This is a genomic window from Acidobacteriota bacterium (assembly GCA_039030395.1).
Classification (GTDB): domain Bacteria; phylum Acidobacteriota; class Thermoanaerobaculia; order Multivoradales; family JBCCEF01; genus JBCCEF01.
In genome coordinates, this window is the sequence record JBCCEF010000003.1 from 261392 (window position 1) to 274492 (window position 13101).

The 13101-nt window shown below is 67.8% G+C and carries 12 protein-coding genes; 7 read left to right on the top strand and 5 right to left on the bottom strand.

The genetic code is table 11. The features are described 5' to 3' along the window. Nucleotides 1-19 precede the first annotated feature (19 nt). Both AAF481_05395 and AAF481_05400 read left to right on the top strand, forming a co-directional pair. A complete protein-coding gene (locus tag AAF481_05395; protein MEM7480587.1) occupies nucleotides 20-619 on the top strand; it encodes a Maf family protein in 600 nt (199 codons plus the stop codon). Then, on the top strand, nucleotides 616-1182 hold the full coding sequence (locus tag AAF481_05400; protein ID MEM7480588.1) for a DUF1572 family protein: 567 nt from the start codon (nucleotides 616-618) through the stop codon (nucleotides 1180-1182). Before AAF481_05395 ends, AAF481_05400 begins: the two co-directional genes overlap by 4 nt. Nucleotides 1183-1227: 45 nt before the next feature. On the opposite strand, the gene AAF481_05405 is transcribed toward AAF481_05400, so the two are convergent. Next, a complete protein-coding gene (locus AAF481_05405; GenBank protein ID MEM7480589.1) occupies nucleotides 1228-2046 on the bottom strand; it encodes a hypothetical protein in 819 nt (272 codons plus the stop codon). Nucleotides 2047-2245: 199 nt separating this feature from the next. Between AAF481_05405 and AAF481_05410 the strand changes: the two genes are divergently transcribed. Together AAF481_05410 and AAF481_05415 are read left to right on the top strand one after the other, a co-directional pair. Next, nucleotides 2246-2665, top strand: a complete 420-nt coding sequence (locus AAF481_05410) for a hypothetical protein (GenBank protein ID MEM7480590.1) — start codon at nucleotides 2246-2248, stop codon at nucleotides 2663-2665. 179 nt (nucleotides 2666-2844) lie between these two features. After that, complete coding sequence (locus AAF481_05415; protein MEM7480591.1) at nucleotides 2845-4074, top strand: 2,3-bisphosphoglycerate-independent phosphoglycerate mutase; 1230 nt, start codon at nucleotides 2845-2847, stop codon at nucleotides 4072-4074. Here the strand turns inward: AAF481_05415 and AAF481_05420 are convergent. Next, complete coding sequence (locus tag AAF481_05420; protein ID MEM7480592.1) at nucleotides 4071-5084, bottom strand: lysylphosphatidylglycerol synthase transmembrane domain-containing protein; 1014 nt, start codon at nucleotides 5082-5084, stop codon at nucleotides 4071-4073. The genes AAF481_05415 and AAF481_05420 overlap by 4 nt on opposite strands. 55 nt (nucleotides 5085-5139) lie before the next feature. Continuing rightward, nucleotides 5140-6255: a DUF362 domain-containing protein gene (locus tag AAF481_05425; GenBank protein ID MEM7480593.1), complete on the bottom strand. Its 1116-nt coding sequence runs from the start codon at nucleotides 6253-6255 to the stop codon at nucleotides 5140-5142. Between the two features lie 107 nt (nucleotides 6256-6362). Between AAF481_05425 and AAF481_05430 the strand changes: the two genes are divergently transcribed. Further along, nucleotides 6363-7730 carry an arylsulfotransferase family protein gene (locus AAF481_05430; protein MEM7480594.1) on the top strand — a complete coding sequence of 456 codons (1368 nt, stop codon included), beginning with the start codon at nucleotides 6363-6365 and terminating at the stop codon, nucleotides 7728-7730. A 4-nt stretch (nucleotides 7731-7734) separates the two neighbouring features. Here the strand turns inward: AAF481_05430 and AAF481_05435 are convergent, their stop codons facing one another. Both AAF481_05435 and AAF481_05440 read right to left on the bottom strand, forming a co-directional pair. After that, entirely contained in the window at nucleotides 7735-8841 is a 1107-nt protein-coding gene (locus AAF481_05435) for a DegT/DnrJ/EryC1/StrS family aminotransferase (GenBank protein MEM7480595.1), read from the bottom strand. Between the two features lie 35 nt (nucleotides 8842-8876). Next, nucleotides 8877-10517: a hypothetical protein gene (locus AAF481_05440; protein ID MEM7480596.1), complete on the bottom strand. Its 1641-nt coding sequence runs from the start codon at nucleotides 10515-10517 to the stop codon at nucleotides 8877-8879. A 144-nt stretch (nucleotides 10518-10661) separates the two neighbouring features. Here AAF481_05440 and AAF481_05445 point away from each other — a divergent pair, with 144 nt between their 5' ends. Together AAF481_05445 and AAF481_05450 are read left to right on the top strand one after the other, a co-directional pair. Continuing rightward, nucleotides 10662-12137 carry a M20/M25/M40 family metallo-hydrolase gene (locus AAF481_05445; GenBank protein ID MEM7480597.1) on the top strand — a complete coding sequence of 492 codons (1476 nt, stop codon included), beginning with the start codon at nucleotides 10662-10664 and terminating at the stop codon, nucleotides 12135-12137. A 183-nt stretch (nucleotides 12138-12320) separates the two neighbouring features. Continuing rightward, nucleotides 12321-12860: a prepilin-type N-terminal cleavage/methylation domain-containing protein gene (locus tag AAF481_05450; GenBank protein ID MEM7480598.1), complete on the top strand. Its 540-nt coding sequence runs from the start codon at nucleotides 12321-12323 to the stop codon at nucleotides 12858-12860. Nucleotides 12861-13101 lie beyond the last annotated feature (241 nt).

The window sequence follows — 13101 nt, forward strand, 5'->3', positions numbered from 1 at the left end:
AGAAGAGAGACCTAGCGCGATGAAAGTGACAAGAGATCCGGGCCGAGGGCCTCTCATACTTGCCTCTGCCTCACCGCGCCGGCGTGAGCTGCTCGGTCATCTGGGTCTCGCCTTCGAGGTGCGGCCGATGGACATCGACGAAACGCCCCGCCTCGGTGAGGCGCCGGCAGCCTACGTCGCGCGGCTGGCGGCGGAAAAGGCCGCGGCGGCGGCTCGGGACGGCGAGTGGGTGCTGGCGGCGGACACCATCGTGGTGCTCGACGGCGAGATTCTCGGCAAGCCGGTGGACGAGGCCGACGCCCGCGCCATGCTCGGCCGCATCGCCGGTCGCGGCCACATCGTGTTGACCGCCGTGGAGTTGCGGCACGGCGTCGATCGAGCCGGTACCGTCGAGCACACCCGGGTGCGCATGGCGGACCTCTCGAAAGAGCGCATCGCCTGGTACGTGGCGACCGGCGAGCCGATGGACAAAGCCGGCGCCTACGGCATCCAGGCCCTGGGCGCCCTGCTGGTGGAAGAGGTCGAAGGCAACTACAGCAACGTGGTGGGCCTGCCGCTGCCGGCTACGGGCAGGTTGTTTGAGCAGCTCGGCGCCGACCTGCTGGAGTTTCGGCCGTGACGGATTCGAGGAGCCGGGCACCGAAGGACCTGCCCCGCACGGTGTTGTCCCAGGGGGTGCAGCTTCCGGTCTTTCGCCTGGCGGCGCGCTACCTCAAGGAGTACGAGGAGAAGATTCTCTACTGCACCGGCCGCCTGAGCGAAGACGAGATCTGGTGGTGCCCGGGTCCGGACAATCCGGCGAGCGGCCTCAACAGCGTCGGCAATCTCCTGCTCCATCTGAAGGGCAATCTCTCGCTGTGGATCTTGAGCGGAGTGGGCGGCTATCGCATTGAACGCGACCGCGCCGGCGAATTTTCCGCCTACCGGTCCCTCACCCGGAAGCCCCTCGAAGAGGACCTGTCGATGGCGGTGCGCCGCTCCGTCGAGGTGTTGGAGCGGCTGGATCCCAACGCTCTCGAGGTGCCCTTGAAAATCCAGGGCTACGACACCGACGCCCTCGGCGCCACCTTCCACGCGGTCGAGCACATGAGCTACCACACCGGCCAGATCGTGCTCCTCACCAAACAGCTCTTGGGCGCCCGCACCCACCTCGAGTTCTATCCCCAGCACGCCGACGAATAGCGGCCCACCGAAGCTCCGTCATGAGAAGTGCGGACTCGAGGGTTTTCAACCGATCGACGAGAGAACCCTCAGGGCCTCCTCGGCTCGCCGCGCGGCCAGCGGCGCGCGTTGCCGATCGAGCCGCGAGTGGCCGGCCTGAAGCAGGGCGGTGGCCTGTTGGGCCGATTGCCCGCCGCGGCGTTGGCCGTCGCGCACCACCCGCTTCGCGACCTGCCGGGTCAAAAGCAGTCCATGGTCAATTCGCGCGATCGCCGAGTAGAAGGCCTCGCCGCGCTGGCGGAACGCGGCGGCGGCTCGCCGGAAGCCACGCCCCGCGCCTGCCGCATCCTGGTGCGCCAGCCGCAGGGAGCGAAGGTGTAGGGCGTGAGGGGATCTTCGGACGACGGGGTCGTCCTCGAAGGCACGCTCGATGATCTCGGCGGCGTTTTGCTCGCCGGTGGCGAGGAGCGCGCGGCCGTGGAGGGCCCAGCCCAGGGACCGGAGATCGCAGACCAGGGAGTCGGCGTATCGCTCCGGCGTGATGCGCCGACCGGCCTCCGCCGCCAGCGCCGCGAGGGCGACGGCCTGAGGATGGTCCCGCCAGAAAGACCGCTCGGCTTCTTCAACCAACGCCGACGCCAGAGACCAGGTCCAGGGGCCCCGGTGGTTCCAGGCCAGCAGGCGGCGCTGCGGCGCCGGGTGGCGCCGCCAGTTTCCAAGAGTTCGCTCGGCTTCCTCGCGTTCCGCGGCCAGAGCGGCCCGATGCCCTTCGACTTTCCCCAAGGCGCGCTCGAAGGCGCCGTCATAGGAACAGCCGGCAGGCGTTCGGCTGAACAAGAGAACGGAACTCGCGGCAGATTCGGTGGATGGGTTGACTGAGCTCATCGATTCCCCTCGAGCTGGTTGGACATGACGACCATAGCTCATATTACAGACTTATCTAAAATATAGCACAACCGTGTGGCAAATGTAACGGGGACCCTCTCGAAGGGCTCCCACGAGCGGTCGGGGCCGGTGATATGATCGCGCGCTAATGGTCGCTCCCCCCGAAGTTCCCCGAGGTGCGCCGAGGCACCGAAACGCCATGAAACCCAACGTACCTCCGAAGAATCTGATCTTCGATTCGACCCCCGAGATCCATGCCACGGACGCGTCCGGGAGCTTCTTTTTCCCCTTCGCCGTCCAAGGCGAAACGCGCCTTGACGCTGCGGCCTTCGACGAGATTCGCTTTGTCGTGTCGGTTTGGCATCCGGCGGGCACGCGCTCGATCGACCTAGATCGCGCCTACGTGGAGCTGCAGGCGAACTTCGATCCGAACGACCCCCACTGGACCAAGATCGCCGAGATCGAACCGGTGGTGCCGGCCTACAGCGGCGGTGATACGTTCGATGGCTGGATTGTGCTGCCGGTGCTGGGTAGCGACAGCGCCTTCGCCCTGGTCGGCAGCGGCTTCGATCCGCGCGCCCGGCTCCAGATCCGCGCCACCGGCTACATGGTGGCCTAGCCCGTCCATCTCAGCAAGGTTCTACTGCGAGAACGTATGCACCCGCATCTGCCTCGTCCTTTGCCCTCTCCGCTCCTCGACGTACTCCAAGTATGCCTGTGTCGCTTCGAGAACAAGAGTCCTCGCAGCTACAGGCGCCTACGTCCTCTCGTTACGAACTTGCTGAGAAGGACAGGCTGATGACGTCGCACCACTACGATTTCCTTGCCCGCCTCGCCCGGCCCGGCGAGCGCAAGGTCGTCCTGCTGGTGCTCGACGGAGTCGGCGATCTGCGCTCGGCGGAGCAGCCGAAGACCGCCCTCGAGGCTGCAGCGACCCCCAATCTAGACGCCCTGGCAACCCGCTCAGCCCTTGGGCGGATCGTGCCGGTGCTGCCCGGCGTGACCCCCGGCAGCGGTCCGGGGCATCTGGCGCTCTTCGGCTACGACCCGACGGAACCGGCGACGGACATCGGTCGCGGAGTGCTCGAAGCCCTCGGCCTGGAGATCGAGATCGGCCCCCGGGACGTGGCGATCCGCGGCAACTTCGCCACCGCCGACGGCGAGGGCAATCTCTCCGATCGGCGGGCCGGCCGCATTCCGACGGCAGAATGCCGGCGTCTGTGCGAGCGGTTGCGGGAAGGACTGGCGGCGGAGCCGATTCCGGGGCTGGAAGTACTGGTGGCGGCCGGCGAGGGCTACCGATTCGTCCTTCGGCTACGCGGCGAGGATCTGTCGGCGACAGTGGCCGACACGGATCCCCAGAAACTCGGCGTGCCGCCTCTCGACCCGCGCGCCACGGCGCCTGATGGCGAGGCGACGGCGGCTCTCTTGAAGGACCTCATCGCCCAGCTCCACACCGTCCTGGCGGACGAGCCGAAGGCCAACCGGGTGCTCCTGCGGGGCATCTCCCAGCGGCCGGACCTGCCCTCCATGGCGGACCTCTACAGGATGCGCCTCGGCGCCTTCGCCGGCTACCCGCTGTACCGCGGCGTGGCCTCCGTCTGCGGCATGGAGGTGGTGCCCTGCGGCAAGCGCATCGGCGACATCTTGGATACCGTCAGCGAGCGCTGGGCGGACTTCGACTACTTCTTCCTGCACGTCAAGCAAACGGACATGATGGGGGAAGACGGCAACCTGGCCGGCAAGGTCGAGGTGCTCGAAGAAGTCGACGCGGCGCTGCCGCGGCTGTTGGAATTGGGCCCCGGCGCCCTCGCCATCACCGGCGATCACTCGACCCCGGCGCCGATGAAAGCCCATAGCTGGCACCCGGTGCCGCTGCTCCTCTCCTCCAAGCGCTGCTTCGTGGATGACACCTCCGCCTTCGACGAGATCCAGTGCACCCGTGGCCACCTTGCCACCTTCCCGGCCCACCAGCTCCTCGGCCTGATGCTCGCCAACGCTGGCCGGCTGGCGAAGTTCGGCGCTTAGCCGGTCTGGTTTTTTTTCTTCCGCACCTTCCGCAGCACCCACGGCAGCGCAAGGAGCCCCAGGGCCACCGCGAACCACAGCGTCGCCACCCGGATGATGAGGGTGGCCGAGGCGGCGTCGGCGGCGTTGAGGCCTTGGGCGCCGAGGAGGGCGGCAAGGGTGCCTTCGGAGGCCAGCAGGCCGCCGGGGAGCATGGAGAGGGCGCCGGCCAGGGTGGAGGCGGCGTAGTCGAAGAGGCTGGCGAAGAGGCCCATCTGCGGCGCGTAGTCCCGCGCCACGACCAGGAATCCCACCGCTTCGGCGCCCCAGGCGACGGCCGAGAGAGCCAGCCCGGCGGCCATCAGGCGGGGCGACACCAGGGTGCGCAGCAGGTCGTACATCTCTTCGAAATGGTGGACGAAGCGGCGGATCAGGGGCAGGCGGCCGACGGCGTGGAGCACCGCCAGGGCGCCGCGGCGCCAGGTGAGGAGGCCGCTCGCCGCCAGCACGCAGGCGACGCCGCCCAGGGCGATCCAGCGGCCGCCGGGAAAGGGCAGGGCGCCGACGGCCAGGAGCAGCACCACTCCGAGGAGGTCCGTCACCCGCTCCGCCAACACCGCCGGCACCACCCGCCGGGCGGGGCCGCCGCCGAGCTGCCGTACCAGCCAGGCTTTGCCCAGTTCACCGGCCTTGCCGGGGGTCACCGAGAGCACGAATCCCACCAGGAACACCGCCAGGCTGCGGCCCAGGGGCAGCGACACGCCGAGCGCCGAGAGGTACATCTGCCAGCGTACGAAGCGCAGGACGTAGTTGACCAGCGACAGGCCGAGGACCGGTGCGAGGAGCGCCGGATCGAAGGACTTGAGGCTGGCCGCCAGGTCCTTGGCGTCGGCGAAGACGGTGAGCCCCACCAGCGCCAGCAGACCCAGCACCGCCGGCAGCAGCAGGCGACGGCCGAGGTGGTCGAGGTCCGGACGGCTGTCGTCCGGCAGGGCCGGTGATGCCGGATCGGGGGCGTCGAGGGTGGACATGGTGATTGGGGGGCGGCCCGCCGGCTGCGGCGGGCCGTTGCCGACGGTGCGTCGACTAGGCCACGGAGCGTTTCTCGTCGGCTTCCGGATAGGTGTCGAACAGCTTCATCCACTGGCTGTTCTTCTTGTAGTGCTCGATGCGCTTTTTGCCCACCGTCGGGTACCAGGCGTAGTCGTGGTAGAAGGCCGAGCCGAAGACGAAGAAGTAGAGCAGCGGGGTGCGGAAGAGCAGCTTCTGGATGCCCTTCAGGGGGCCGAACCACACCAGGTCGCCGAAGCGGCTGATCATGTTGTCGCCGACCGAGAAGCGGTAGTTCCAGCCGCTGATGTCTTCGCCTACCACCTCGATGTCGCGCGGATCGCCGCAGCCGAGGCCGGCTTCGTGGGCCAGGCGGATGTACTTGATGGACATCGGATCGAAGCCCATGATCTTGGCGGCCACGGCGTCGATGGCCACCTGGTCGCCGGAGGCCAGCAGGATGTTCTTCTCCTCCGGGATCATGGTGCGCGGCCCGGGGCCGTTACCGCAGGTGGTGCCGTCCTTGACGCAGAAGAGTCCCGAATGGATCTCCTTCTGGATGGTCAGTAGATCGACCAGGGTTTCGTGGATATAGGAGTGAGTGTAGTGCCGGCGAGTGTTCAACAGGCCGCCGAAGGCGTTCTTCATGGCGCCGGTGGTGGTGGTGTAGATGTGGCACTTGACCGTCGGCAGGTGGACGATGTTCTTGCCGTGGAAGAACTCCGGGATGGTGATGCCGTCGGGATAGATCTTCGGCAGCACCAGCATCTTGCCTTGAGGCTCGTAGCGCTCCCATTTGAGATCGTCGGCGAAGCAGTTGTAGCGCACCGGCACCTTGTACTGGTCGAGCACCGGCAGGTAGCGGTTGAGGCGCTCGCCCTTCTTCGGGTCCGTCACCACCGTGTTGTTCTGCACGCACACCAGGTCGTCGTAGCCGTCCGCCCGGAGTTTCTGGATGGTGCCTTCGAGCTGCCACGGAGTGGTGTTGGCCCCCGGGTAGGGGAAATGCCAAGAAATATTGTCCTTGAGAATGGTGGTGGCCGCCGGGTCGAGGTAGCTTTTCGCCTCGCCGAGGTCCATGGTGCGGCCGATGTCCTCGAGGACGGAATCAGGTCGGGTCTTGACGACCGCGACGCGGGCTTTGCTCGTCATGTTTTCTTTCTCCGGCTGAGTCGTCGTCGGGAGGGGCAGCAGCTCGGGCTGCTTCGAACGACCGGGCTATTGTATACGCGATCAAAGGACGGAGAAGGAGGGTAGGTGTGAGACGACGGATCGCGGTGTGGTTGCTCCTCGGGGCAGGGTTGGTCGCCGTGGCCCTGTGGCTGCGGGAGAGCCCTTGGCCGGGAGGGGAATCAGCCATAGGCGCCGGTGTCGAGGCGCCGCCGGCCGGGCGCTGGCGTCCGCTGCCGCCGGATCGCCGGACCGCCGGTCCGGATGATGCCGGTCCCGCCTCATCCGCCCGGGGCGACGCCGAAGAGCGGGCGCGGGTGCTCTCCCTGCCCTACGCGGCAGGGGTGCGCCGGGCGGAGCCGGGCACTGTCGTCGGGGTGGTGGCCTGGGCGCCCGTAGCGGCCTGGCCGGGGGTGAACCTGGAGGTCTCCGGTCACGCATCCGAAGCGGTGCTGCGGGCGATGGACGGCGAGGTGCTCCACCGCTGGCGTATGCCCTTCGAGCGGGCCTTTCCGGAGATCGCTCCCAATGCCGAAACGGTGTTTTTCCGCCGCGCCGCGCTACGACCTGAGGGCCGCCTGATCGCCCTCTATCAGACCGGCGGCTTGGTGGAACTGGGGCCGCAATCGAACATCGTGCGGCGCTGTGCCGGCAGCTTCTACAACGATTTCTTCGTGCAGCCGGGCCGGGATGAAGCGAATGGAGACGAAGGCGGCGAGATTTGGTGGTCCCTCGCCAAGGAGGCGCGGCGGGACGAGGCGGGCCGCGAGGTGCTGGAGGACTTCGTGGTGGCTCTGCGGCCCGGTGAGGGCACAACCGGTGCTTGTGAAGAGCTGTGGCGGATGTCCGTGCGCCAAGCCCTCTCCGACTCGCCCTTCGCGGCCGTCCTCGAGCCGCGTCGCGCCGAAGGCGACGTCTTCCACTCGAACACGATCGAGGTGTTCGACGGCTCCCTGGCCGATGCGTCGCCGCTGTTTGCCGCCGGTAATGTCCTCGTCTCCCTGCGGGAGATCAGCACCGTCGCGGTGCTCGACGGCGCCACGGGCCGGGCGCTGTGGGCGCAGCGCGGCCCTTGGCGGCTGCAGCACCAGCCGACGCCCCACAGGGGCGATTCCGGTGGCGGCCGGCTGCTCATCTTCGATAATCGCGGGGCGCCGGAGGGCTCCCGCTTGCTGGAGATCGAACTACCGGGCGGTGAGGTGGTCTGGCGGTGGCAGGCGGATCCACCGCGCGCCTTTTCCACACCGGAGGCCGGGTCCGTCGAGCGGTTGCCCAACGGCAACCTGCTGGTCACCGAGTCGGAACGCGGAAGGGCTTTCGAACTGAGCCCCGGCGGACAGGTGGTGTGGGACTTCCAAACGCCCCATCGGGCCGGCCGCGACAACGGCCTCGTCGCTACCCTGATGGAGGTGGTGCGCTACCCTGCGGCGCTGTGGGAGCCGCCGCGGGACGAATAGCCGGTCAGGACGAAAAGAAGGCAGCGATCGCTTCGCACACCTCGTCGACTTCGTCGGCGGTGATCTCCGGAAACATCGGCAGGCAGACGAGTTCTTCGGCGGCCCGCTCGGCCACCGGCAGGGAAGCGCTGGCCGAGGCGGTGCCGGTGAAGGCCGGCTGGTGGTGGAGCGGCGAAGGGTAGTGGATGGAAGTGCCGATCTTCCGGCCGGTCAGGAACTGGATCAGATCGCTCCGGCGCCCGCTGCCCACCGCCATCTGGTGGTACACGCAGAGGGCGTCTGGGGGGTCCTCCGGGAAGCTCAGGTCGCCCACTCCGGCGAGGTTCTCCCGGTAGCTGCGGGCGGCTAGGCGGCGGGCTTCGTTGTCGGCATCGAGCAGCGGCAGGCGGCAGTTGAGGACCGCTGCCTGCAGACTGTCGAGGCGGCTGTTGGTGCCGATCTCCAGGTGGTGGTAGCGCCCTTCCTGGCCGTGGTTTGCGATCCGCCGCACCCGTTCGAGGAGGGCGCCGTCCGGGCCGGTCACAGCGCCACCGTCACCGAAGCAACCGAGGTTCTTGGACGGGTAGAAGCTCCACGCGGCAAGGGTGCCCAAGGTGCCGACGGCGCGGTCCCGCCAGCGGGCGCCCTGCGCCTGGGCGGCGTCCTCGAGCAGCCATAGGTCGTGGCGCTCGCAGAGCTCGCCGAGGGCGGTGATGTCGCAGGGGCGGCCGTAGAGGTGGACGCCGACGATGCCGACGGTGCGGGCGGTCACCGCCTGGCCGGCGCTCGCCGGGTCGAGGTTGTAGGTCCTTGGATCGACATCCGCGAAAACCGGGGTGGCGCCTACCAGGGAGACCGCTTCGGCGGTGGCGAAGAAGGTGAAGGCGGGCACGATCACCTCGTCGCCGGGCTTCACCCCGAGGGCCCGCAGGGCGACCACCAGGGCGTCCGTTCCGTTGGCCACCCCGACGCAGCCGGCGGCGCCGAGCCACTGGGTGAAGGCCTCCTCGAAGGAGCGCACCTCCGGTCCCAGCACGAAGGCTCCGCTGTCCAACACCTCCTGCCAGCGGGCGGTCACTTCCTGGGCGACCCGCTGCTTGGCGCGGGCGAGATCGAAGTAGGGAACGGCCATGGGAATTCTCCTGTCCGGCGGGGTGAGTCGGGCGATCAGTTTAGCGGTTCGGGCGGCGTCGCACCGGACGACGGCGTCGACGGCGTAGCGCGACGAAGGAAGATCTCGGGCCGGGTCCACGGGGTGGTAGCGACGACGATGCGGTCGGAACCCAAGGTGATGTTGCCCGGCACCTCCACCACGAAGAGCACCGGGAACTCCTCCGGGCGATCCTCCAGAACCCGGAACCAGGTGTCGAAGACGAGCAACAGATCCGGCCGCTGTCGCTCCAGAAACGACTCCATGCCGGCCCGCCCGATGGGATCCGCCGGGCCACGGGCGGAGCGCACCGCCCGCTGCACTTCCGGCGTGGCGATGCCGGCCAGGTCGACCAGGCGGTTGGGGGTGAAGAACCCGAAGGCCCCGATGTCCTGCACCGCCAGGACAGCGTCGGGGTGAACCTCCGCGCGCACCCAGGCGGCGAGGGTGAGGTCGCCGTCGCGCACGTTTGCCACGTTCTGGGCGAAGCGGCCGGCGCCTTGTGCCAAGGCGCCTAGGGTGGGGATGAGCAGCAGGGCCGCCAGCAGCGCCCGCAGGGGAATGGCGAGCCGCCCCAGGTGGAGGGCCGGACCGACCCGTTTCGCCAACCGCTCCCCGGCCAGCACCGCCAGTACCGCGGCGACCGGGAAGAGCGGAAAGAAGTAGCGCCCGAAGTTGCCCACCAGCGGCCGGCCGGAGGCGCTCAGCACCGAGTAGGCTAGCGGCAGGGCGATCCACCACAGACCTGGCAGCAGGCCCGGGTGGCGGCGTCCGGCGACGCGCTCGAAAAGCAGGGCGGTGCCGACCAGGGCGAGCACCGTCATCGCCGGCTGCGGCCGGAAGAGGATGCCGAAAACGGTATCGAGGTAGGCGGTGCTCGGCAGCCAATGATCCGGCTCCACCTTGGCGCCGAAGGTGGTCGGCAGGGCTTGGCCGCCGACCCAGCGCAGGGCGAGGAGGGCCGGCGCCAGGGCCACCAGGGCTGGCAGCAATCCGCCGAGGATCGGGCCGCCGGGCCAGCGCAGGCGGGCGCTGGAATCGCTCGTCGGCAGCTCGAAGGAGCGGTCGAAGGCCGCCAGCAGCAACAGCAGGAAGCCCTCCGGCCGGGCCATGGCGGCGAGGGCCAGCACGGCGAAGGCGAGCGGTGGCAGATCCGGCTCCAGCCGCTCCCGGGCGTGGCGCGCCATGCCCGCGACGGACAGGAAGGTAAAGAGGCAGATCTCCATGCCCGAGAGGGCAGACCAGGCCATCCAGGAGGTGAGGGCTACCAGGGCGCCCGCCACCCAGGCGGCGACTTGGCCTACGCCGTGCCGGTGGGCGAGCCGCACCGTCGCCGACAGGCTCGCCAGGTGAAAAAAGATCGCCGCCACGGTGGGCCACAGGACGGGGTGTCCCGGCAGCAGGGTCAGCAGCGCCAGCAGGGCCGTCCACAGCGGTGAGGTGGAGCCGGCGACGGGTTCGCCGGGGTTGTAGGACAGTCCGAAGCCCGCGGCCAGATTCTCAGCGAAGGTCAGATGGATCCAGGTGTCGTCGAGGGGAAACCCCACCTCGCCGGACAGCAGCATCCATTCGCTGGCGAAGTAGCCGGCCACCACCAGCAGTCCCAAGGCCCAAAGTGCGAAGGTGGGGATCCAGGCGGTTCGGCTCAGGTTGGGCATGGTCGTCGGCGGTCCCTTGAGAAAGCGCCGGCAGTTTACAGGGTAGGGCCCGGTCCCGCAGCCGTGTCCGTTCAGGAGAGCCGCTTCTGCTGCTAGGATCTGCGGCGCTCCGGGGCGGCCCGCCGCCGCGCCGGGTGGCTCACCATGAACCGAATCTCGGAACTCACTCGCCGCCGCCGCAATAGCGCCCGGCTGGCGTTGTACGTCAGCCTGCTGCTGGTGGGGCTGATCGGCGTCGGGCTCTTCGCCTGGATCCAGAATCTGCTGGCGATACGTGATTTCAAGGCCTGGAGCGAGGCGGACTTCGAAGGCCATCCGGCGGTTGTCCTGCTGCAGGAGTACATCGCCATCGATACCAGCACGCCGGACGGCAATGCCGCCGCCGGGGCGGAGTTCCTGGCGGCGGAGCTGGCCGAGGCCGGCATTCCCTCGACCCTCGAGCGGGTCGGCGCGACGGACGCTAATTTGTGGGCGATCCTCGAGGGGGACGATCCCCGGGCGGTGGTGTTCCATCACCATATCGATGTCGACCCGGTGTCCGATCTCTCGGTTTGGAAGTTCCCACCTTTCGAGGGCACCCTCTCCGGACCGTGGCTCTACGGCCGTGGCGCCTTCGATATGAAGAGCGTCGCCGTCGCCCAGCTCGAAGCCTTCCGGGAAGTCGCCCGCCGGGCCGCCGAAAGCGGCGAGCGGCCGGCCCGCACGCTCATTTTTCTCGCCACCTCCGGCGAGGAGATCGGCAGCGACCTGGGGATGCGATGGCTGTTGTCCCAGCGCCCGGAGCTGACCGAACGCTTCGCGGTGGTGCTCACCGAGGGCGGCGCCGTCGAAGGCCGTTCCGAAGACGACGTCAAGTACTGGGGAACGGAATTCGTCCAAAAGCGGGTGGTGAGTGTTCACCTGTGCAGCGACCGTCGGCAACGCCTCGAAGACTTGCGCCGAGAGCTCATTGCCGAGGGTCGGCCTTCGACCGGGTTGGTGATCTCTCCGGAACTGGAGGTCTTTCTGGAGCACTACGCGGAAACTCGCGACCGCGATGATTGGGTGCAACTGTTGGCGGCGCCGCGGCGCTTGGTGCACGATGTGCTGGCCTTCGAGCAACTGCCCGGCTATCTGCAGTCGATGTTCCGCAACGAGGCGGTGCCGTTTCCGGTCGAAGAGGTGAACGGCGGTTTCGAGATGCGGGTGGCGCTGCAGCTCGCTCCCGGAGCCGATCCGCAATCGGCCTTCGAGGCGCTGCTGCCGCCTTGGCGAACCCACGGGCTGGGCCTCTGGGTCGAGAACGACGGCGCCGCCGACGCCGGCAGTTCGGCGGATCATTGGATCCTCGACGACATCGAACGGGTGATCGATCGGCACTATCCGGGGGTCCCTCAGGGGCCTCTGTTTCTTCCCTGGACGATGACCGACGCCCGCTTCTTGCGGGCGAAGGGCATCGCGGCCTACGGCTTCTCGCCCTTCATGGTGCTGACGCCGGAGGTGCTCAACCTGGTCGCCCGGGGCACCGTCAACGAGCGCATCGCCCTGCCCGGCTACGTCGAAGGGGTGGAGATCTATCGTGACCTGGCTCTCCACCTGGCCGGTTTCGAGAGCGCTTCCGAAGCGATTGACAAAAAGTGACACTCGGCCGACGAGCAGCGTCACAGTTTCGTAGGAAGAGATGGTGTGGGTCCGCCATTTGCGGGCCTTTTGGACTTGGCACAGTCCATGCTTTGTAGGACACCCGAAGCGGTATCGATGGCACCTTGAAGCCGGAACGTTCTGGGCTGGTCGCCACGAGTAATCATAAGGAGGATTGATCTAATGTTGAGTAAACTGACTCGCAAGCGGCAGCGCGGTTTCACCCTGATCGAGCTGCTGATCGTCGTCGCCATCATCGGCATCATCGCCGCCCTGCTGGTTCCCAACTTCATCGACGCGCTGCAGAAGGCCAAGCAGAAGCGCACCGTCGCCGATGAGCGCGACTGGGGCGTCGCCGCCATGTCCTGGCTGACCGATCAGGTCGGTGCCGCCGCCGCCGGCGCGAACACCACCGTCAACCTGGGCGACTGGTCCGGCAACTCGAGCCTCGCCGCCATTCGTAGCGCCCTGGTGCCGCGCTACATTCAGGACGTCCCGCCCCGCGACGGCTGGAAGAACACCTTCGCCTACGAGTTGGATATTGACAACCCCCTCGCCGAGCGCGTGATGATCGTCGGTAGCGGCGGCCGCGATGGCCGGAGCTCCGCGATCTCGCTCTCCGGCACGATCACCGTCGGCAACTTCGACCCGACGGACTACGATCAGAACATCCTCTGGGCGGACGGTTACTTCCTGCGTTGGCCTGAGAAGGTCGACCCCTGATTCGATTCCTTACAGGTTTCGTTGAGTAATCTGTCGAGGGTACCTTCGGGTACCCTCGTTTTTGTTTGTACGAGTCCTTGTTTCTCACCAAGTTCTACTGCGAGAACGTATGCACCAGTATTTGCGGCGCCCTTTGTCCGCTCCTCGACGTACTTCGAGTACGCCTGCGTCGCTCCGAAGACAAGAGTCCTTGCAGCTACTGGCACCTACGTCCATTCGCTACGAACTTGGTGAGAAGCAA

Coding starts and splice junctions, on each gene's coding strand:
- AAF481_05420 (MEM7480592.1), bottom strand. CDS start 5,084: ATGTCCACCCTCGACGCCCCCGATCCGGCATCACCGGCCCTGCCGGAC.
- AAF481_05450 (MEM7480598.1), top strand. CDS start 12,321: ATGTTGAGTAAACTGACTCGCAAGCGGCAGCGCGGTTTCACCCTGATC.
- AAF481_05415 (MEM7480591.1), top strand. CDS start 2,845: ATGACGTCGCACCACTACGATTTCCTTGCCCGCCTCGCCCGGCCCGGC.
- AAF481_05425 (MEM7480593.1), bottom strand. CDS start 6,255: ATGACGAGCAAAGCCCGCGTCGCGGTCGTCAAGACCCGACCTGATTCC.
- AAF481_05405 (MEM7480589.1), bottom strand. CDS start 2,046: ATGAGCTCAGTCAACCCATCCACCGAATCTGCCGCGAGTTCCGTTCTC.
- AAF481_05435 (MEM7480595.1), bottom strand. CDS start 8,841: ATGGCCGTTCCCTACTTCGATCTCGCCCGCGCCAAGCAGCGGGTCGCC.
- AAF481_05410 (MEM7480590.1), top strand. CDS start 2,246: ATGAAACCCAACGTACCTCCGAAGAATCTGATCTTCGATTCGACCCCC.
- AAF481_05445 (MEM7480597.1), top strand. CDS start 10,662: ATGAACCGAATCTCGGAACTCACTCGCCGCCGCCGCAATAGCGCCCGG.
- AAF481_05440 (MEM7480596.1), bottom strand. CDS start 10,517: ATGCCCAACCTGAGCCGAACCGCCTGGATCCCCACCTTCGCACTTTGG.
- AAF481_05395 (MEM7480587.1), top strand. CDS start 20: ATGAAAGTGACAAGAGATCCGGGCCGAGGGCCTCTCATACTTGCCTCT.